The sequence below is a fragment of the Luteibacter sp. genome, from assembly GCF_009912395.1.
Taxonomy (GTDB): Bacteria; Pseudomonadota; Gammaproteobacteria; order Xanthomonadales; family Rhodanobacteraceae; genus Luteibacter.
Map to the genome: position 1 here is coordinate 95,554 of NZ_WNDO01000013.1, position 20,636 is coordinate 116,189.

General features: G+C 65.3%; 14 protein-coding genes. 12 read left to right on the top strand and 2 right to left on the bottom strand.

The window, feature by feature from the left end; all coding sequences use genetic code 11:
- The first annotated feature begins 49 nt into the window (after positions 1–49).
- The 7 genes from GAK28_RS13165 (at position 50) to GAK28_RS13195 (ending at position 9,005) form a co-directional block, all read left to right on the top strand.
- Positions 50–844 (top strand): undecaprenyl-diphosphate phosphatase, encoded by a 795-nt coding sequence (locus GAK28_RS13165; protein WP_291779732.1) that lies wholly within the window; start codon positions 50–52, stop codon positions 842–844.
- Between the two features lie 16 nt (positions 845–860).
- Positions 861–2,414 (top strand): winged helix-turn-helix transcriptional regulator, encoded by a 1,554-nt coding sequence (locus GAK28_RS13170; RefSeq protein WP_291779735.1) that lies wholly within the window; start codon positions 861–863, stop codon positions 2,412–2,414.
- 197 nt (positions 2,415–2,611) lie between these two features.
- Positions 2,612–4,144 carry an alpha/beta fold hydrolase gene (locus GAK28_RS13175; protein ID WP_291779737.1) on the top strand — a complete coding sequence of 511 codons (1,533 nt, stop codon included), beginning with the start codon at positions 2,612–2,614 and terminating at the stop codon, positions 4,142–4,144.
- Positions 4,145–4,168: 24 nt separating this feature from the next.
- Positions 4,169–5,764: an alpha/beta hydrolase gene (locus GAK28_RS13180; RefSeq protein WP_291779740.1), complete on the top strand. Its 1,596-nt coding sequence runs from the start codon at positions 4,169–4,171 to the stop codon at positions 5,762–5,764.
- A gap of 22 nt (positions 5,765–5,786) precedes the next feature.
- A complete protein-coding gene (locus GAK28_RS13185; protein WP_291779745.1) occupies positions 5,787–7,403 on the top strand; it encodes an alpha/beta hydrolase in 1,617 nt (538 codons plus the stop codon).
- A gap of 37 nt (positions 7,404–7,440) precedes the next feature.
- Positions 7,441–8,079, top strand: coding sequence for a hypothetical protein (locus tag GAK28_RS13190; protein WP_291779748.1), 639 nt, complete (start codon positions 7,441–7,443; stop codon positions 8,077–8,079).
- Positions 8,080–8,144: 65 nt separating this feature from the next.
- Positions 8,145–9,005 carry an alpha/beta hydrolase gene (locus GAK28_RS13195; RefSeq protein WP_291779751.1) on the top strand — a complete coding sequence of 287 codons (861 nt, stop codon included), beginning with the start codon at positions 8,145–8,147 and terminating at the stop codon, positions 9,003–9,005.
- Here GAK28_RS13195 and GAK28_RS13200 read toward each other — a convergent pair.
- Entirely contained in the window at positions 8,993–10,102 is a 1,110-nt protein-coding gene (locus tag GAK28_RS13200; protein WP_291779754.1) for a serine hydrolase, read from the bottom strand. The two genes, GAK28_RS13195 and GAK28_RS13200, sit on opposite strands and share 13 nt — an antisense overlap.
- A gap of 195 nt (positions 10,103–10,297) precedes the next feature.
- On the opposite strand from GAK28_RS13200, the gene GAK28_RS13205 reads away from it, so the two are divergent.
- The gene (locus GAK28_RS13205) at positions 10,298–11,818 is read left to right on the top strand and encodes an alpha/beta hydrolase (protein WP_291779757.1); all 1,521 of its coding nucleotides are present in this window, start codon (positions 10,298–10,300) and stop codon (positions 11,816–11,818) included.
- A 15-nt stretch (positions 11,819–11,833) separates the two neighbouring features.
- On the opposite strand, the gene GAK28_RS13210 is transcribed toward GAK28_RS13205, so the two are convergent.
- Positions 11,834–12,817: a LysR family transcriptional regulator gene (locus tag GAK28_RS13210; RefSeq protein ID WP_291779759.1), complete on the bottom strand. Its 984-nt coding sequence runs from the start codon at positions 12,815–12,817 to the stop codon at positions 11,834–11,836.
- Positions 12,818–13,003: 186 nt separating this feature from the next.
- On the opposite strand from GAK28_RS13210, the gene GAK28_RS13215 reads away from it, so the two are divergent.
- The 4 genes from GAK28_RS13215 to GAK28_RS13230 are packed head-to-tail and all read left to right on the top strand — an operon-like array spanning position 13,004 to position 19,609.
- Positions 13,004–14,203 (top strand): efflux RND transporter periplasmic adaptor subunit, encoded by a 1,200-nt coding sequence (locus tag GAK28_RS13215; protein ID WP_291779763.1) that lies wholly within the window; start codon positions 13,004–13,006, stop codon positions 14,201–14,203.
- A gap of 7 nt (positions 14,204–14,210) precedes the next feature.
- The gene (locus GAK28_RS13220) at positions 14,211–17,402 is read left to right on the top strand and encodes an efflux RND transporter permease subunit (RefSeq protein ID WP_291779766.1); all 3,192 of its coding nucleotides are present in this window, start codon (positions 14,211–14,213) and stop codon (positions 17,400–17,402) included.
- Positions 17,403–17,405: 3 nt separating this feature from the next.
- Positions 17,406–18,839: a TolC family protein gene (locus GAK28_RS13225; protein ID WP_291779769.1), complete on the top strand. Its 1,434-nt coding sequence runs from the start codon at positions 17,406–17,408 to the stop codon at positions 18,837–18,839.
- Entirely contained in the window at positions 18,836–19,609 is a 774-nt protein-coding gene (locus GAK28_RS13230; RefSeq protein ID WP_291779773.1) for an SDR family NAD(P)-dependent oxidoreductase, read from the top strand. Before GAK28_RS13225 ends, GAK28_RS13230 begins: the two co-directional genes overlap by 4 nt.
- The last annotated feature ends 1,027 nt before the right edge of the window (positions 19,610–20,636 follow it).

The window sequence follows — 20,636 nt, forward strand, 5'->3', positions numbered from 1 at the left end:
CGCGCAGCGGCTAAGCTATGGCGCCGCCCCACAAGAGAAAGCGAGTCACGTGAACGACCTCATCAGCGCCATCCTGCTCGGCATCGTCGAGGGGATCACCGAATTCCTGCCTGTCTCCAGCACGGGCCATCTGCTGATCGCGGAACGCTGGCTCGGCGCGCGCTCGGATCTCTTCAACGTGGCGATCCAGGCCGGCGCGATCCTCGCCGTGACCTTCATCTACTGGCGCACGCTCTGGAGCTTCGTGCAGAACTGGCGACGCCCGGAAACCCGCGCCTACATCGCCAAGCTCGCCGTGGCGTTCCTGATCACGGCCGTGCTCGGCCTCATCGTGACCAAGCTCGGCTTCAAGCTGCCGGAGAACATCACCCCGATCGCGTGGGCTCTCATCATCGGCGGCATCTGGATGATCGTGGCGGAACGGCTCGCCGCGAAGCAGCCCGATCGCACCGCCGTGACCTGGAAGGTGGCGATCCTCGTCGGCCTCGCGCAGATCGTTGCGGGCGTCTTCCCCGGCACCTCGCGCTCCGCGGCGACGATCTTCGTCGCCATGCTCGCCGGCACGAGCAACCGTGCCGCCGCCACCGAGTTCGCCTTCCTCGTCGGCATCCCCACGATGTACGCGGCCACAGGCTACGAACTGCTGAAGACCTTCCACAACGGGGGCGCGGCAGGTGAGGACTGGACCGGTCTCGCCATCGCCTTCGTCATCTCCACGATCGTCGCCTTCGCCGCGGTGAAGTGGCTGCTCGGCTACATCCGCTCGCATCGTTTTACGCCCTTCGCGGTGTATCGCATCGCGCTCGGTGCCGCGTTGCTGCTGTTCCTGCCCTCGGGCGTGTGATCCAGGAGCCGGCGGCATGCCCTCGCGCTTCCGCCTGCACGACCTCACGATCGACCTTGCCCGGCAGCGGGTCGATCGCGACAGCTCACCCCTGGACGTACAGGGACTAAGCTTCCGCCTGCTGGCCTGCCTCGTCGAACGAGGCGATCGCGTGGTCGGCTTCGACGAGCTGATGGAAACCGTCTGGGCGCCCGCCGTGGTGAACGAGGAAACCGTCACCCAGCGCGTGCGCCTGCTCCGCCAATCGCTCGGTGACGATGCCCGGGCGCCGCGCTATATCCGAACCGTTCGGGGGCGCGGCTACCAGTTGGGCGAGCCGCCCATCGCCATCGATGACACCGCGACGAACAGAAGGCTCTCGCCATGGCCCGCTCTCGCGGCCGTGCTGTTGCTCGCCGCCGTTGCCCTGGGCGCGGGGTTTCTCGCTCGTGAGCAGAAGAAACCCGTGACCGGGCCGCAGCAGGAACTGCTGGAGCGCGCCCGCTGGTATGCCGCCATGGGCCAACGCGACAACAATGAGCGCGCCCTCGCCCTCTATGATCGCGCGTTGCGCCAGTCGCCGGACGACATCGCTGCGCTTACGGGTGCCAGCCGCGCACGCGCCGCGCGTACCTGCCTGTACAACCATGGCGCCGACGATGCCAGGGACGCCTTGCGCCTCGCGGAACGCGCGACGGGTTTGCGCAGCGACGATGCCGTCGCATGGTCGGCCCTGGGATACGCACGCGATTGCCTCGGTGACGCACGTGGTGCCATCGCCGCCTACGAGCGCGCCGTGCGCCTCGATCCGAACGACGATGCCACGCGTTCGTCGGCCGCGTATCTCTATCAGGAAATGGGGCGTCTCGCGGACGCGCTGCAAGCCAACCTCGACATGCGCGGCGATCCGTCGAAAGTGCGTTACCGCGAAGTACAGATCGCACGCGAATACGAACTGATGGGCTTTATGGCGCAGGCCGAGGCGCATTACCGACACGCGTTCGATCTTGCGCCGGACAATGTCTTTGCCAATATCGCGTGGCCGGCCTTCCTCTTCGCCCAGCAACGTTTCGACGAAGCGGCCGCAGCCATCGCCGAAGCGCGCCAACGCGGCGTCTCGCGAGCCGAACTCGAACAGCTGGATGGCGAAATCGCCTTGCACAAGGGTAACCGGGACACCGCTACCCGATACTTCCGGCAAGCGCTTGCCCTGCGCCCCCAGTCCTCGGTGGCCAAAACACTGGCCGATCTGTACGCCTCTGCGCAGGTCGATACCGCGTGGGTCGGAACACGCATCGCGCAATTCAAGTCCACCCAGATCGACAACCCGTGGCCGGCCAGCCGCCTGGAGCTGGCCGTGCTGTCGCTGGCGATCGACGATCGCCAAGGTGCCGTGTCCGCCTTATCGGATGCGGCCGATCTCGGGTGGCGCGATGCACGCTATCTCCAGGCATCACCGCTGTTCCGGTCATTATCCGGCGACCCGAGTTTTCAGCGCGTTCTCGATACGATGCGACGCCGGGCAGACGCCGATCGCATGCGCGTACTCACCGCAAAATGGTGTCCTTCCGAACTGCCTTGTTCGATGTGACGACCTGACGAACGCGGAAGCTTGGGCTGAGCCCTACGCCACGCAGGAATGGGCCGCCTTATCACATCGTCGACGACCGATGCCATCGCCACCATGACGATGGATACCTTGTGTGCCCGATACGATAAAGGGCCCACCGCATGCCACCTCATTCACTTCGCCGACGACGCGCGGCGATAGCGATCGCGCTGGCGATCATGTCCGCCCCCGTATACGCCAGCACACCTCCTCTCGAATGGCATGCCTGCGACAGGCCGGGTAGCCATATCGAAGATCGCCGTACGGATGTCAGCGTGCTCTGTGCCTCGATGACGGCACCTCGCGACTATGCAAAGAACGACGGTCAGACCGTGCCCGTGCAGGTCATGCGTGTGCGATTTGGCGACCAGCTCGCGCCCCGTGACGCTATCTTTTTCAACTTCGGCGGCCCGGGTTCGGACCCGCGCGTCCCGCTGGAGTTCACGGCCGGGCGCTGGATCGATGCCGCCCCCGACGACGAACTCATGAGCGGCTTCCACGCCGTCGCCAGGCGCTTCGATCTCGTCACCGTCGTACCCCGGGGTCTCGATGCGCAACGCCCGCTGGTCTGCGATTTCGACCGGGAACTGCCTCTGACCGATCTTTACGAAGATCGCGACAGCAACAAGACATGGCGGGCACTGATCGACACCACGCGGCGCTTCGCCAAACGTTGCGGCGCGGACCTGATGAACGTGGAGATGAACACGCGTACCCACGTCGAGGACATCGAGACCTTCCGCACCACCGCCGGCTACGGCAAGCTCAGCTTCTTCGGCTCGTCCTACGGAACGACCGTCGCGCTCTGGTACGGCGCCCTGTACCCCGGGCAGGTGAAGCGGATGATGCTCGACGCCGTCGTCGATATCCGCCAGACATGGGAAGCCATGCTCAAGACCGGTCCGGAGTCGGCGGACAGTGCGTTCATGGATTCCCTTATCCAGCCCGCCGTCGAAAAACCCTCCGTCTACGGGCTGGGCACGCGGAACGACGTGCTTCTCGGCCGCCTGATGCGCATGCCGCTGTGGCTTCGAATGGCGTGGCAGAACGACCTTCACCGGCCGGCGGACCTCATCGCCGCATTGACGCTGTCCGATTGGCTCGTCGAAGGAATGACGATCCAGCAGGTCGGAGCGGCGATCCCCGCCAACACCTATAGCGTCTCGCCCGATATCCATCGACAGGCGACCCAGACAGCCCATCACCTTTACAGCCACCTGGCCCGAAGCCACCTTTTTCCTGCGTACGCCAACGACTTCGATGAAGAAGATCGCCCCACTGCGACGGCCGTCAACCTTGCCATCCAGTGTAACGACACACCATGGGATCGGCATGTCGACACCTGGCGTCGCTTCATCCTCAACCGCATCGGCTGGTCGTTCAACCTGGGCGAAGGGCATATCCTCACCTCGCTGACGTGCGCGCAATGGCCCCGTCATGCGGTCGCGCTCCCGGATTTCCATGAACTGGCGAAGCTCCCACCCGTGCTTGTCGTCCATGGCGAATACGACCGACGTACGCCATGGAGCGGTGCCCAGGCAACGATGAGCCTCATGCCCAAGGCCCGCGCGCTTCTCGCGCGCGGCTATACGCACCACGGCGTCGTCAACGACACGCGCTCGCGCTGCATCGAACACACGGTAGCGCAGTACCTGCTTAACGGGCGCATTCCCGCGAGGGAAATCACGCACTGCCCCGTCGACACACCCTGACCCCGCGCACCATCGAGGAACCCCATGTCTCCAAGGAACAGGATACGCCAGCGATCCGCATCGCTGCTGCTCGTGCTCATCGCCATCGCAGGCGGCGCACGTGCCGAATCGACCGATGCCACACGAATCACCTGGTCACGCTGTAGCGTGGACAGCGAGTTGCTCAAGCAGGTACGTCCGGACATCCGACTGGAGTGCGGCAGCCTGGCCGTCCCCGTTGATTACCGGCATGACGACGGTCGATCGACAGAAGTACAAGTACTTCGCATCCACACCGGATCATCTACCGATCGACGTCGCACGCTCTTCTTCAACTTCGGCGGCCCCGGTCTCGACCCTCGCTCGTCGCTACACGCCACGACGTACAACTGGGCCACGATGCCCCAGGACGACACCCTCGGAGGTTTCGCCACCCTCATCGATCATTTCGACTTCGTCACGATGGCTCCTCGTGGCACCGACATGACCTATCCCCTCTTGTGTGGCCAGAGCCTGCTTCCTTCCATCATGGATATTCTTCGCGATCGAAACGACGAGCAGGCGTGGAAAATCTTCATTGACGGCACGAAAGCCTTCGCCGAGCAGTGCGCCACCGCCGCGGCCGCGATCCACGTGGATACCGATACCCATGTCCATGACATCGAGCGCTTTCGCATCGGCCTCGGCGCCACGCGGCTCAGTTTCTATGGCGCATCGTATGGATCATGGATCGCCCTGTGGTACGCGTCGCTCTTTCCTTCCCAGGTAGACCGCATGCTGCTCGATGGCGCCGTCAATTTCGGCTCTACGTGGTCGGATCAGTTCCGTCACGATATCCCGGTGCGCGACGAGGCAATGATCGACGCTGCGCTGCAACCCATTGCCGATCGGCCGCAGTACTACGGCCTGGGCGACAGTGTTTCGCGCGTCCTCGTCGGCCTGATGAAGGTACCGCTTCCCGTAAGGATGCTCTGGTACCCGGAACTTGCCCGACCGGAGACGATGGCGGCTGCCATCACCGTCGGTCGGTGGATAAGGGAAAACCGCTCGGTCGCCGAGATAGATGCCCTGGTCGCCAACCATACCTTCAGTCATTCGCCCGCCTACGATCGGCTTCTCAATGATGAAGCCAAGCGCCTGCTCGGCATGGCGTTCCCCGGTTCACCATCGGCACAAGGCAAGGCCAACGTCACGAACCTCACCAGGCTCTCCGTCAATTTCGCCACCTATTGCAACGATACGCCATGGGAACGCGACACGGCCGACTGGAGACGCTTCATCGAAGACAAGCTCGCCTTCTCGATGAGCCTGCGACCTAGCGAGCCGACGCTGGCGATGGTCTGCGCCCAATGGCCTGGATCCCCCGCATCCAAGCCCGATCCCTCGGCACTTGTCGGCGTCCATGCGCTGTTTCTTCATGGCGAGTACGACATCAGCGCGCCGTGGCTCGCCGCACAGCGTTCGTTGGAAATGATGCCGAACTCCCGCGCGATCCTGGTACGCGATACCTCCGAACACGTCCTCTTCGGACGCACGATGCTGCCTTGCATGGAGCGCAGGGCCGTCCAGTACCTACTCACGGGCGTCTTGCCACCCGAGCGGATCACGCATTGCGACGCCCATGCGTCCACCACCCTCTGAACGTTCGACAGGGAGATACACGATGTCCTTACCTCATGCACGCCATGCGCTGGCCTTCGGCCTGTTCGTCGCGTTGTGTATGGCGCACCCGGCTCAGTCGGCTACCACACCACCCGATCTGGATTGGGATACCTGCGAGCGTTCGAATCCCTATATCGGAGAGCAACACGACGGGGTAAGCGTGCTATGTGCCTCCATGACCGTGCCTCGCGATTACCGGACCGAGGATGGCACCACGGCGCGGGTCCAGGTCATGCGTATCCGGAAAGGGCCCATGCATGCCATTCGCCCCGCCATCTTCTTCAACTTCGGTGGTCCGGGCCACGATCCGCGCGACCAGATGGAACGCACCGTCGTCAATTGGCTGGACATACCGGCCCAGGACGACGTGCACGGCGCCTACCGTAGTATTCCCGATCACTATGATCTGGTCACCGTCGTGCCGCGCGGGATCGATGCCGCTCATCCGCTTGAGTGCGACTTCGACAAGGACCCGGGCCTCGATGACATCTATGAGAAACGCAACGACGAGCGTGCCTGGCAGCGGCTGATCGATGCCACCCGGACTTACGCGGCCAACTGCGCGCCCCGTGCGAAGCATGCCGGTATCGATACCACCACCTACGTCGGTGATATCGAGATGTTCCGACAGGCCGCCGGCTACGACCGGCTGAGCTTCTATGGTGCGTCGTACGGCACGAAGGTGGCCCTGTGGTACGGCGCCACCCATCCGGAGAAGGTACATCGCGTCGTGCTCGACGGTAGCCTGGACGTGACTCGCACCTGGGCCCAGCTCACCAAGGCGTGGCCCGAGCAGCGGAGCATGGCTTTCTACGACGCAGCCCTGCAACCGGCCACCGACGATCCGAGGGCTTTCGATCTAGGCACGCACCCCGGCGTGGCCTATACGTGGCTCATGCGCATGCCGCTATGGCTGCGCATGGCCTGGCAGGAGGCGATTCAGGGCCCGGAAGACGTATTGGCCGCCGTGACGATGGACCGCTGGATGCGGGCCGGGAAAACCACGCCGCAGATCCGGGCCATGCTGGACACATACGATTTCAGCGCGGTTCCCGAGGTGAACAATGCGGCCATCCATTCGGCTGCGCGACTCTATCGCCTGATGCATCGAAGCCACCTTCTTCCGGGTCAGGGCATGGTGCAGCAGGCCGCTTCCGCCATCGCCGATACCTCGGGGCCGGTCAACCTCGCCGTGCAATGCAGCGACTCGCCGTGGGACGGCAACGTTGCGAGCTGGCGTCGCTTCGTCGTCGATACCCTCGCCTATACCTTCACCCTGGCCGAAGGTGACATCGTCGGATCGCTCGTCTGTGCCCAGTGGCCGAGAACGGATATCGTCGCGCCCGACATCGCTTCGGTCGCACGCCTGAAATCCGTGCTGATGATCCACGGTGAATACGATCGCCGCGCGCCCTGGGCCGGCGCGCAGAAGACACTCGCCCTGATGCCGCAGGCCCGAGTCCTTCTTGCGAGGGACACCACGGCACACGGCCTGCTTAACACGAGCCGCTCGCGATGCATCGAGCCCACCGTGGCGCAGTTCCTTCTCCATGGCACGGTTCCGGTGAAGAAGATCACGCATTGCGATGACTACCTTCCGCTGTACGCGGACCGATAGCCTGCTCCCTACGGAGTACCACTCGAAAGGAATCACCATGGCAAAGCAACGCGTTTCCCGCCCCTTTTCCCCACTCATCCTTGTCGCGGCACTGTCGTCCATCGGAACCGGCCCCGTCTTCGCGGCACCAGCCTCCGTTACGTGGCGGCCCTGCGATGAATCCATCGCCGATGCGGCGTTGCCGGCCGATAACGATATCCGTTGCGCGTCCTTCGAACGGCCCGGCACGGAAGACGGACATCGAAGTTCGACGACCATCGATGCCATGCGTATCCGTGCCGGCCACACCGATGAATCGCGCAAGGCGCTGGTCGTCGAGATCGGCGATCCTGGCAACGATCCCTTCGTGGCGCTTGGCAGCACAGCTTCTGCGTGGCTCGCCGCACCGGCCACCTCGGATACGTACCGTGCGATCGCGGATCGCTTCGACCTCATCGCGATCATGCCGCGTGGCATGAAGGGCGCGGACCGGCTCGACTGTCCGTTCCTCGGCGTGTCGCCGCTCAACGCCATCTACGCGGATCGGAACGATAGTGCCGCCTGGCGCGGACTGATTGACTCGGCCCGGGATCTTGCCGGTCGTTGCGCGACGAACCCTACCAGCACAGGCATCGATACGGCGACGCGCGTGAGCGACATCGAGGCGTTCCGCGAGGTCGCCGGCTACAAAAACTAAGCTTCTACGGCGCAGGCCACGGCAGCCTGCGGACGCTATGGTATGGCGCCATCTACCCGGATCGTGTGGAGCGTACGATCCTCGACGGCACGATGGATGTCAGCATCGGCGAGGAGGATCAGCTCAGCCAAGGTATGGACCTGCGTGACGGCATCCTCATCAACGCCGCGTTGCAGCCCGTCACCGACGCGCCGCATTTGTACGGCCTGGGCACCGACATCAATCATCTCAGCGGCCGTCTGATGCGGATTCCCCTTGCTACGCGCGTGGTCTGGCAGATGATGATCGCCGAACCGGCGGACGTACTGGCCGCGCTCACGCTGGCGGACTGGCTCAAGGAAGGACGCATGCTGCGCCAGATCGAACCCGCGATCGACACGCACCGCTTCAGTCCATCGCCCGAGGTCGACCTCACCGCGCGCGATTCCGCCAAACGCCTCCTGCGTGCACTTACCGCCCCCATGGTCGCGGGTACGCAGGAAGAAGCCGGTAACTCGTCCTTCAGCGTCACGCTGGCGACACGCTGCAATGATGGTGCCTGGCGGCGTCGTGTGGACGAGTGGTCGGCGTTGTTCCGCAAGGGCATGAGCTGGTCCCTCAGCCTCGATGAAGCCGACATGGTCACGGCCCTGACCTGCGCACAATGGCCCCGACGCCCCTCGACGGCACCGGACTTCACCCGGCTATCGCTTCTTCCGCCCGTGCTTGTGCTCAACGGCGAATACGACAGGCACACGCCATGGGATGGTGCGCAGAAGACCATGGGCCTGATGCGCACCTCCCGTGCGGTGCTGTTGCGGCGTGGATCGGGACGGGTGATCGATAGCGGTCCATCGCGCTGCGTCGAACATGCCGTCTCGCATTACCTGCTTACCGGCCTCGCGCCGTTGAAGAAGGTGACGAACTGCCGCGTTCAGCGCCCTTGAGTCGTAGCGCTCGCAGGCGAGGCTTCCAGCACGATGTCACGGAAGATCGCCTGCGACTGCGGATGCGCGTAGGACTGGTTGTAGGCCTGACTGGTGATCACCACGACCAGCCCCCGCTCGGGCGACACGAAGACATAGTTTCCACCGTTGCCGCTCATCGCCCAGATGGGCGTCTCCACGCCGTGGATGGGGAAACGGAAACGCCACCATAGGTAGCCGTAGTCCGCGTCGTCGCGCGCCTTGGCGTGCGGCGTGAGCATGGCGTCGACCCAGGCCGACGGCAGCACTTGCCGCCCCTGCCAGCGGCCACCGTCGGCAACCATCACGCCAAGGCGGGCAAGGTCACGCGACCGATATCGCGTTCCACCGCCTCCCATGCCGATCCCTTCGCTGGACACGTTCCATTGCGAGGTCGCGATGCCCAGTGGCGCTTCCAGCACCTCGCGGGCGAAGGCGGCCAGGGGACGCTTCGTGGCGCGCTCCACTACCGCACCCGCGACGAAGGCACCTGCCGTGCAATAGGCGAAGGTGCGCCCATACGGTGAATCCTTTGGCCTGCTCACCCAGGGCGCGTAACCGCGCACCGGCAGGTTCAGGGCGAAGTCCAGCCATCGCTCGCTGACATACATGCGCTCCTCGTTGCCCGACGAAAACGGATTGTCGTCGTCGCACTCCCAGATCGAACTCATCGTCAGCAGGTCCTCCAACGTAATCGCGGCCCGACGAGGGTCGTCCCGCTCCAGGTGCACGTCGGGAAAGAACGCGTAGACCGGCGCATGCACGTCATGGATCGCACCACGTGCGATGGCCGCACCGACCAGCATCGCCGTCAGGCTCTTGCTGGCCGAACGGATATCGTTGAGCCGATCGACGGCGCTGCCGTTGTAGTAGCGCTCGAACACCAGCCGCCCGTGGTCCACCACCAGGACACTGGTGATCTTCTTGTAGGTGCCGTCGGCGATCTTCGCGTCTAGGGACGCGAGTCGGTCGGCATCCCAACCGAGGCTGACCGGACTGGCTGTCGGCCAGTCCGGCGGGGTGCCGGCGAAGGCGGCGGTGCTGGCCAGGAACAGCAGGCAGGTGAGGAAGTGACGCATGGTTCGGGTCTCCGTGTGGGAAGACCGAGTGCACCGCGATGCCGGATGAAGTGCCTGAAATCTCCATGAAGTTTCATGAAGCGCGCCTGGAGCCGTTGGCAGCGGCCGTACCGGACACGAATGTCGGCGCGCGCCGCTTCAGGACGACGCCTGTCGTTACCTACAGTGACGACCGTTTTTTTGTCCATGAATCCCATGAACTCTTCCAAGCACCACGCATGGCTTTACCTGGTCGCCCTGGCCTGCCTGCCGACCCACGCGACCACGACACCCCTCGACTGGGTAGCCTGCCCACCTTCTGACCTCCCGCGCCCTGGCGCCTGTCCACGCCCCGGACCGGCCCCCATATCGGAGACCGTCGAATGCGCCCGCATCGTCGTTCCTCTCGACCACGGGCATTCTTCGCCTGGAGATCACACCCTCGACGTATGTCGTCTCCAGGCCCCCCAGGCGACAAGGCGCGGCACCCTGCTCCTGTTGCCGGATGAGATCGACGAATCGCCCGGTGACGCGTTGCGTCGGCACGTGGGGCGCTGGCGCGCCAGCCAGGTCGACGGCTGGAACGAGATCGGACACGCCTTCGACGTCGTCACGGTCGCACCGCGCGGCCTCACCCCGGGGCCAGACGCGAATTGCGTGGCCTCGGGCGGCCTCGGCGAGCTACATCCACACCACCGTTTCGGTATCGATACCTCCGAGGCGAATCTCACGGCCGCCGCCAATCGCGCCCAATTGATCGCCTTCGTCTGCGGCGACGACCCGGGTGCTGCCTTCGCGGGTATCCGACAACGCGTCGGCGATCTCGACGCCGTCCATCAGCGGCTCGGTAGCCGGATCGATGCCATTATCGCCGTCGGCCAGGGCGCCTGGACCGCCGCCCGTTACCTGGCGATCCACCCCCATGCGGTGCAGCGAGCACTTCTCGTGCGACCCGTCGATTTCACGAACACGCGCTGGGGCGTGATGAACTCCGCCATCGCCGCACGCGGAGAACACTACGCCACCGCTCTGTCGCGCCTGCCCGCGACGACCGACCCGGTGGCCGCCTTCGGTGCCCTGCCCGAATGGTTCCGTCTGTTGACCGACGACCACATCGCCCATCCCTACATGCTGCGCAACGCGCTCGATGCGGGTCGCTGCGTGGCGGCGGCATCCCCGTGGACACGTCGATACTGCGTACATGCCTATGGTGGCTCCGGCGCCGACTACATGCCGGTCGAAACGGCCGAGCTGATCGCGGCCCCACCTCGGGAACCTCGCGAAAACCTGCTGGGAAGCGGACACAAGGCGAACACCAACGCCTTTACCCGCGACTATCTCGCCCGCGCCTGCGTCGACGACGACTCGTTGCGCGCACCGCTGGCGACGTGGAAGCGACGCATCGTCGATCTCGGTCGCGCCTTCCCCCTCGCCCAGTACAGCGAAGGCTTCGCCGGCCTGGTCTGCACGCACTGGCCGGTGCCTCCGACGCCGGTGCATCCCACGTTCGGCGATACGCCGGTGATGGCGCTGCGTTGGCGGCACGACGACAACGCGCTGCATGCGGATATCGTCAAGGCCATGGAAGCGACGATGCAGGGCGACCTGGTGGTGGACGAAGCGTCCGCCACCCATGCCCATCCCGACGATGGCGTATGCAGCGCGGCCTACGCACGGGACTTCCTGCTCGACGGTCGCCGCCCCGCCACGTCCAGCGTGGCCTGCGGCGGCGACTGAGCGGCCGGCCGGCGGTCAGGCGACCTTCGCCACCGCCGGCAGTACCTTCTTCTGGAGCTTCATCAGCTCGGCCTGCTGCTGTTCCACGATCTTGCACTGCGGTTCGCTGGTGCGCTGGAACAGCTCGCTGGTCCACTCGATGAAGGCCTGCACGCGCGCCGAGAGATGACGCTTCTGCGGGTAGACGATCCACAGGTTGGAGCCGGTCGAGATCGTGTCGGTCATGATGATCTCGAGCATGCCCTTCTGCAGTGCGCAGGCGGCAAGGCAATGCGGTGCCTGGATGATGCCCAGGCCCGCGACGGCCGCCTGGATCACCGACTCGCCGTCATTGATCAGCATGTGCGCGTCCACGTCCACCGAGACGCGGCCGCCCGGGGTGTCGAACTGCCACTGCGACGGCTTGCCCGTGCTCGGGTGCACGAAGTTCACGGTCTTGTGCTGGCGCAGTTCCTCGATGGTCGAGGGCGTGCCATGGCGGGAGAGATAGCTCGGCGACGCACAGAGCACGTTGCTGAAGTGGCCGATCTTGCGCGCGATGAGGCTGGAATCGGCCAGTTCGCCCATGCGGATCGCGCAATCGAAACCTTCCTCGTTCAGGTCGAACGGGAAATCGCACATGGTCATTTCGAGGCGGATATCGGGGAAGCGCTGCTCGAATTCCGCGAGGTTCGGGATGAGCGCCGCGCGCCCCACGGCCGACGATGCGGCCACCCTCAGCTTGCCCGCCGGCTTGGTCCGGGCATAGCCCAGGGCCTCGGTCGCCTCAGTGAGATCCGCCAGGATCTCCTTGCAACGCGCGTAGAACGCGGAGCCATCGTCGGTCAAACGTAATGAACGGGTCGAACGGAAGAAAAGCCTCGCGCCGAAGTTTTCCTCCAGCCGGGAGATCGCCCGGCTCACCCCCGAGGGGGTCATCTCCAGATGCTGCGCCGCGGCGGAAAAACTCTTCGCCTCGACCACCCGGACAAACACGCTGATAGCGGAAAAGTCTTCCATCGCCGACTCCCCAGAGGATGCATTCGTGACTGGCCGTCACAGGCGAGGTGATTGTAGACCCATTTTTCGCTTGACGGGCAAGACCTAGATTTCGCCACCTGAAGCGGACCGCCTTGACCTCAACTTAAGTTGAGGCTCGATGATGCGGCACCGCAACGCCAATCCGATCAGTTCACCAGGACTCCCATGAAGAAGAAAATCCTGCTCGGTTCGTCCGCCCTGGCGGTTGCGGTTGCGTCGGCCCTCTGGCTGAGCGCAGGCGGCCCCAGCCATGCCGCCGAACCGGCGGCCGCCATGCCGACCCCCGAAGTGACGGTCGCCCAGGTGCTGTTGCGCCCGGTCGCCGACACGGCAGCCTTCACCGGCCGCATCCAGTCGGTGGACACCATCCAGATCCGTCCGCGCGTCAGCGGCTACATCGACTCGGCCCACTTCCGCGAAGGCGCCTCGGTGAAGAAGGGCGACCTGCTCTTCACCATCGATCCGCGCCCGTACAAGGCCGAAGTGGACCGCCTCGCCGCCAACCTCGTGCAGGCCAAGGCCGAGGCGAAGCTGGCCGACGCCAACGCCGCCCGCGGCAACAAGCTGGTGGAGCAGCATGCCGTGTCGCGTGAAGAGGCCGACCGCCTCGACACCGCCGCCGCCAGCGCCCGCGCACAGATCGCCTCGACGCAGGCCGCGCTCGACGCCGCTCAGCTCAACCTCTCGTTCACCCAGGTGCGCGCACCGGTGGACGGCAAGGTCAGCAACCAGCAGATCACCCCGGGCAACCTCGTCACGCCGACCGACACGCTGACCAGCGTCGTCAGCGTCGACCCGATGTACGTCTACTTCGACGTGGACGAGCAGACCTTCCTGAAGCTCGACCGCCTGCGTCGCCAGAACGGCCGCGCGCCGGAAGTGGAGATGGGCCTGGCCGACGAAGACGGCTACCCGCACAAGGGCAAGATCGACTTCGTCGACAACCAGGTGCGCACCGGCGCCGGCACGATCCGCCTGCGCGCGGTGTTCCCGAACGCCGACGGCTCCTACACCGCCGGCCTGTTCGCCCGCATCGAACTGCAAAGCGGCAACACGCAGCCGCGCGCGCTCATCGACGACAAGGCCGTGGGCACCGACCTCGGCAACAAGTTCGTCTACGTGCTCGGCAAGGACAAGAAGGTGGAATACCGCCGCGTGTCCACCGGTGCGCTTGTGGACGGCCTGCGTGTCGTCGATGGCGTGAACGCCGAAGACGTGGTGGTGGTGAACGGCATCCAGCGCATCCGCCCGGGCGTGGAAGTGAACGCCAAGCGCGTCGCGATGGCTTCGCTCACGCCGGACAACGGACGCAGCGTCGCGTCGCGCCCGGCGGGCGTCGACAGCGTCGCCCAGAACCAGGACTGATCCTTCCATGAAAATCGCCCAATTCTTCGTCGAACGGCCGATCCTCGCGGGTGTGCTGTCGGTGCTGTTCCTGATCGCGGGCGGTATCGCCGTGTTCAAGCTACCGATCAGCGAATACCCCGAAGTGGTGCCGCCCACGGTGGTGGTGAAAGCCACCTACCCCGGCGCGAACCCCAAGGTGATCGCCGAAACCGTCGCCACGCCGCTCGAAGAGCAGATCAACGGCGTGGAAGGCATGCTCTACACCTCCTCGCAGTCGACCAGCGACGGCGCGATGACCCTCACGGTCACCTTCGCCCTCGGCACCGACCTGGACAACGCCCAGGTGCAGGTGCAGAACCGCGTGTCACAGGCCCTGCCCCGCCTGCCTGAGGAAGTACAGCGCCTCGGTGTCACGACCAACAAGAGCTCGCCCGACCTGACGATGGTGGTCCACCTCACCTCGCCGGACCATCGCTACGACATGCTCTACCTGTCGAACTACGCCCGCACGCACATCAAGGACCAGCTCGCCCGTCTCGACGGCGTGGGTGACGTGCAGCTGTTTGGCGCCGGCGAGTACAGCATGCGCATCTGGATGAATCCGGAGAAGCTTGCCGTGCGCAACCTCACCACGGGCGACGTGGTGAAGGCGATTCGCGAGCAGAACATCGAAGTGGCGGCCGGTGCGCTGAACGCGCCCCCCGGTCCGAACACCAACGCGTTCCAGGTCAACATCAACACCCGCGGCCGCCTGGTCACCGAGGATGACTTCCTCAACATCATCGTCCGCAGTGACGCCAGCGGCTCGGTCACCCACCTGCGCGACGTCGCGCGCGTGGAGCTGGGCTCGAACAGCTACGCCCTGCGCAGCCTGCTGAACAACCGCGAGGCGGTGGCGATCCCCATCTTCCAGCGCCCGGGTTCGAACGCGATCGCGATCTCCGACGAAGTGCGCGCCGAGATGGCCGTGCTGAAGAAGGACTTCCCGCAGGGCGTGGACTTCTCCATCGTCTACGATCCGACCGTGTTCGTGCGCGGCTCGATCGACGCCGTGGTGCATACGCTGTTCGAAGCCATCATCCTCGTGGTGCTGGTGGTGATCCTGTTCCTGCAGACCTGGCGCGCGTCGATCATCCCGCTCGTGGCGGTGCCCGTCTCGCTGATCGGTACCTTCGCGGTGATGTACGTCGCCGGCTTCTCGCTCAACGCGCTGTCGCTGTTCGGCCTGGTGCTGGCCATCGGCATCGTGGTCGACGATGCCATCGTGGTGGTGGAAAACGTCGAGCGTCACATCGAGCACGGCCTCGATCCGAAGATGGCCACGCGCCAGGCGATGACCGAAGTGACCGGCCCCATCGTCGCGACGGCACTGGTGCTTTGCGCGGTGTTCGTGCCGGCCGCCTTCATCAGCGGCCTCACCGGCCAGTTCTATCGCCAGTTCGCGCTGACCATCGCCATCTCCACGGTGATCTCGGCCTTCAACTCGCTGACCCTGAGCCCGGCGCTGTCCGCCATCCTGCTCAAGGGCCATAACGAGCCGAAGGACAAGCTCACGGTCTGGATGGACAAGAGCCTCGGCTGGCTGTTCCGTCCGTTCAACCGCACCTTCGAACGCGCGGCCAACGGCTACGTCGGCGGCGTGCAGAAGATCCTGCGTTTCTCGGCCATCGTACTGGTGCTCTATGCCGGTCTTGTCGGCCTGGCCTTCCTCGGCTTCTCGAAGACGCCGACCGGCTTCGTGCCGCCGCAGGACAAGCAGTACCTGGTGTCGTTCGCGCAGCTGCCCGATGCCGCCTCGCTCGACCGTACCGAGAACGTGATCCGCCGCATGGGCGACATCGCCCTCGCCCAGCCGGGCGTGGAAAGCGCCGTGCAGTTCCCGGGCCTGTCGATCAACGGCTTCACCAACAGCACCAACGCCGGCATCGTGTTCGTCACACTGAAGCCCTTCGAGGAACGCCGCTCGGCCGACCTGTCGGCGGGTGCCATCGCGGGTGCGCTCAACGCCAAGTTCGCCTCGATCCAGGATGCGTACATCGCGATCTTCCCGCCGCCGCCGGTCAACGGCCTCGGCACGATCGGCGGTTTCCGCATGCAGATCGAGGACCGTGGCGACATGGGCTTCGAGGAACTGTACAAGCAGACCCAGGGCATCATCGCGGCCAGCCACAAGACGCCCGAGCTTGCCGGACTGTTCACCAGCTACCAGGTGAGCGTGCCGCAGTTCGACGCCGACATCGACCGCGAGAAGGCCAAGTCCGAAGGCATCGACCTGGGCGACGTGTTCCAGACCATGCAGGCCTACCTAGGCTCGCTCTACGTCAACGACTTCAACCGCTTCGGCCGCACCTATCAGGTGAACGTGTCCGCGGAGCCGTCGTTCCGCCATGAGCCGTCCGACATCGTCGGTCTGAAGACGCGCAACGCCGCCGGCGACCTCGTGCCGCTGGGTTCGTTCCTCACCGTGCGTCAGTCCAACGGCCCGGATCGCGTACAGCACTACAACGGCTTCCCCACCGCCGAAATCAACGGTGGCGCGGCGCCGGGTTACAGCACGGGCCAGGCGCAGGACGCGATGGAAGCGCTGGTGAAGGCAAACCTGCCCAACGGCATGACCTTCGAATGGACCGAGCTGACCTATCAGCAGATCCTCGCCGGCAACACCGCCGTGCTGGTCTTCCCGCTGTCGGTACTGCTCGTGTTCCTGGTGCTGGCCTCGCTGTACGAAAGCCTCACCCTGCCGCTGGCCGTGATTCTGATCGTGCCCATGGTGCTGCTGTCGGCGATCTTCGGTGTGTTCATCACCGGCGGCGACAACAACATCTTCACCCAGATCGGTTTGATCGTGCTGGTGGGCCTGGCGTGCAAGAACGCGATCCTGATCGTGGAATTCGCCCGCGAAGCCGAAATCGAAGGCATGAACCGCGTGGACGCCGTGCTCGAAGCGGCCCGCCTGCGACTGCGCCCGATCCTGATGACCTCGTTCGCGTTCATCATGGGTGTCGTGCCGCTGGTCACCTCGCACGGCGCCGGTGCGGAAATGCGTCATGCCATGGGCGTGGCCGTGTTCTCCGGCATGCTCGGCGTCACCTTCTTCGGCCTGATCTTCACCCCGCTCTTCTATGTGCTGATCCGCGCGTGGAACGAGCGCACCGAGGCCCGTCGCGCGGCACGCCGCGAACGCCGCCTCCTCGACCATGCAGCACGGGAGTCGTAAGTCATGAAAACGCTGTTCCGCAGTACCGCCCTGTTCACTGCCCTCGTGCTCGCCGGTTGCGCGAGCGTGGGGCCGGACTACCACGCACCGAAGCAAGCCCCGGTGACCCTGCAAGGCGTCGACACGACGCAGCAGCAGGCCACCGACTTCCAGGCGCAGTGGTGGAAGCAGTTCGGTGATCCCACCCTGGATTCGCTGATCGTGCGCGCCGCCAAAAACGCGCCCGACCTGCGCATCGCGGTGGCCCGGCTGAAACAGGCGCGTGCCGCGCTGGGCAGCGAAGAATCGCGGCAGATCCCGGATGTCTCCACTGGCGTGTCCTACTCCCGGGCACGCCAGCAGCAGCCGGGCTTCACCGATCAGCGACAGACCGTCACCAGCTACCAGGCCGGCTTCGACGCCTCCTGGGAGCTGGACCTGTTCGGCGGTATCCGCCGCTCGGTGGAAGCGGCCCGCGCCGATGCCGACGCCGGTGAGGCGGCGTTGCAGAACGCGCAGGTCAGCCTGTTCGCGGAAGTCGCGCGCAACTACTTCGACCTTCGTGGCACCCAGCTGCGCATCGACGTGGCCAAGCGCGACATCGCCAACCAGCAGGATTCGCTGAAGGTAATCGCCGCCCGTGTCGAGGTCGGCACCGGTGCCGAGCAGGATCTCGCCAGCGCCAAGGCTCGCCTCGCCGCCGTCGAAGCGCAGCTGCCCGTGCTGGAAACCCAGGCCCGCGCCGACCAGTTCCGCATCGCGGTGCTGCTGGGCGAGCGCCCGGGCGAGCTCGATGTCGATCTTTCCCCGGCCACGTTCAAGCCGATCGACGTCAGCCTCGCCATCGGCGGCGCCGACGAAGTGCTGTCGCGTCGTCCGGATATCCGCATCGCCGAACGCCAGCTCGCCGCCGCCAACGCGCGCATCGGCGTCGCCAAGGCCGACTGGTTCCCGCATATCTCGCTGGGCGGTTTCGTCGGTTTCCTCGCCGGCCGCAGCAACGACTTCGGTGGCGCACAGTCGCGCGCCTGGTCCATCGCCCCGAGCATCTCGTGGCAGGGCCTCAACGTGCAGCGCGTCAATGCGGGCGTGAAGGGTGCCAAGGCGCAAGCCGAAGAAGCCCGCGCCAACTACGACCGCACCGTGCTAGCCGCGCTGGAAGACGTGGACAACTCGCTGGTGGGCTTCAACCTCCAGCGCGACCGCGTCGAAAAGCTGATCGTGCAGGCCGACGAAAGCCGCAAGGCCGCGCAACTCGCGAAGCTCCGCTATGACGCCGGCCGCACCGACTACCTCGAACTGCTCGACGCCGAGCGCACCCAGCTCTCCGCCGAAGACCAGCTCGCCGAAGCCGAAGCCGCGATCAACACCCGTGCCGTCCAGCTGTACAAGGCACTCGGCGGCGGCTGGCAGGCGTGCGGTGACACCGCTTGTTCGCAAGTGGCCGCCGCCCCATGAACACGGCGAAGGTCCACCGCTTGCCCGTCAAGGACAAGCGTGCGTCACCGACCGCCGTGGAACCGCCCCTGACCCAGCGCATCGCGCTGGTGACGGGGGCCAACCGCGGCATCGGCCTTGAGGTGGCGAAGCAACTCGCCTCGCTTGGCATCACGGTGTTCATGGGCATGCGTGAGCCCGGCAAGAACGACAAGGCCGTGAAAGCAGTACGCGAACTCGGCGGCGACGCCTACGCGTTGAAACTCGACGTGACGAAGGCGGCGGACATCGAAGCCGCCATCGCCAGCATCGACGGCAAGTACGGTCGCCTCGATATCCTGGTCAACAACGCGGGCGGATACTTCGACCATGACGCGCGCGCTGAGCGTCCGGACATCGAAGGCATCCGCGGCGCCCTCGACGTCAACCTGCTCGGCGCCTGGATGCTCACCGCCGCCGCCCTCCCGCTGATGCGACGCCACGGCTACGGCCGCGTGGTCAACGTCTCCAGCGAATGCGCCACCGTCGCCATGTGCGGCGACAAGGCCCCCGCTTATCGTGTCTCCAAGGCGGCGCTCAATGCGTATACGCAAGTCATCGCGCGCGAGATGAGCGGTAGCGGCATCCTTATCAATGCCGTGTCACCGGGTTGGACCGCGACGACGATGGGTGGCAAGGGTGGACGCCCTGCTGCCGAGAGCGCCGAGGGCGTGGTGTGGGCTGCGCTTGTTTCCGAACGTGAGTCGGGGACGGGGCAGTTCTATCGGGATCGGGCGCGGATTGGGTGGTAAAGCGTGGCGAGCCGCCATGGTAGGAGCGCGCTCTGCGCGCGACCGTCTGAAACGTTGCGCTTCGTTGGAAGGGCTCGCCTCACGGCCTCGCATTCGGCGCTCGTACGTGGCGATGCAGAGACGGCGGGGGCGGCCCTTGGCGCGCCGGCCTGCGGTGTCCCTCGGGAAAGGAGAGCCGCTGACGCGGCTAGTGTCTTATGGCTGCGCCCCTTCGGGCACGGGTAGCGCGCGGGGTTTTCTGACTCGGCCTCCGTGCCTCGGCAGAAAAGGCCGGTCATCCTGACCGTCCCCCTTCGGGCCTTATCCGCCCGCTACCCTCACCTTCATCAAGTCGCGCCAAGGGCCGCCCCGCCGTCTCTACCCGACTCACGGCGCTCGTGCAGGAAAGCCTCCCGCCACCACCATCTTGTAGGAGCGCGCCTTGCGCGCGATCCCGCGCAGCGGGCCAAGTCATCGTCACCGTCTGATCGCGCCTCCACGTCGTTCCAGCGAACGCTGGAACCCAGCGCGATGCGATGGGTTGTCGCGACGACGTTACCTACTCAAAAGCCGATGCAGCATCATCGCAGTGCTGGTCAACCGAGGCGCTGGGTTCCAGCGTGCGCTGGAACGACGGTGAGGTAAATGGCGAGGTATGCGACCTGTAGGAGCGCGCTTGCGCGCGATCCCGCGCAGCGGGCCAGGTCATCGTCACCGTGGGATCGCGCCTCTCACGTCGTTCCAGCGCACGCTGGAACCCAGCGCGATGCGATGGGTTGTCGCGACAACGTTACCTACGCAAAAGCCGATGCAGCATCATCGCAATGCTGGTCAACCGAGGCGCTGGGTTCCTGCGTACGCAGGAACGACGGTGAGGTGACTTTGAGAATCCTTCCATATGCAAGCACGTACGTAATTTGGTACCGTGCGTGCGTTGTCTGCTCGCTCATGTCACGTGTCGTGGCAGACAACCATCGCTCGAAAGCGGTAAGAAGCGCGGGCCAGAGGTGTCTCACCACCTCCGGCCCGCTAACCAGCAATCAACCAT

Excerpts from the sequence above, each read along its gene's own strand:
- GAK28_RS13170 (WP_291779735.1), top strand. The coding sequence starts at position 861 with ATGCCCTCGCGCTTCCGCCTGCACGACCTCACGATCGACCTTGCCCGG.
- GAK28_RS13175 (WP_291779737.1), top strand. The coding sequence starts at position 2,612 with ATGTCCGCCCCCGTATACGCCAGCACACCTCCTCTCGAATGGCATGCC.
- GAK28_RS13180 (WP_291779740.1), top strand. The coding sequence starts at position 4,169 with ATGTCTCCAAGGAACAGGATACGCCAGCGATCCGCATCGCTGCTGCTC.
- GAK28_RS13185 (WP_291779745.1), top strand. The coding sequence starts at position 5,787 with ATGTCCTTACCTCATGCACGCCATGCGCTGGCCTTCGGCCTGTTCGTC.
- GAK28_RS13190 (WP_291779748.1), top strand. The coding sequence starts at position 7,441 with ATGGCAAAGCAACGCGTTTCCCGCCCCTTTTCCCCACTCATCCTTGTC.
- GAK28_RS13200 (WP_291779754.1), bottom strand. The coding sequence starts at position 10,102 with ATGCGTCACTTCCTCACCTGCCTGCTGTTCCTGGCCAGCACCGCCGCC.
- GAK28_RS13205 (WP_291779757.1), top strand. The coding sequence starts at position 10,298 with ATGAACTCTTCCAAGCACCACGCATGGCTTTACCTGGTCGCCCTGGCC.
- GAK28_RS13210 (WP_291779759.1), bottom strand. The coding sequence starts at position 12,817 with ATGGAAGACTTTTCCGCTATCAGCGTGTTTGTCCGGGTGGTCGAGGCG.
- GAK28_RS13215 (WP_291779763.1), top strand. The coding sequence starts at position 13,004 with ATGAAGAAGAAAATCCTGCTCGGTTCGTCCGCCCTGGCGGTTGCGGTT.
- GAK28_RS13220 (WP_291779766.1), top strand. The coding sequence starts at position 14,211 with ATGAAAATCGCCCAATTCTTCGTCGAACGGCCGATCCTCGCGGGTGTG.
- GAK28_RS13225 (WP_291779769.1), top strand. The coding sequence starts at position 17,406 with ATGAAAACGCTGTTCCGCAGTACCGCCCTGTTCACTGCCCTCGTGCTC.
- GAK28_RS13230 (WP_291779773.1), top strand. The coding sequence starts at position 18,836 with ATGAACACGGCGAAGGTCCACCGCTTGCCCGTCAAGGACAAGCGTGCG.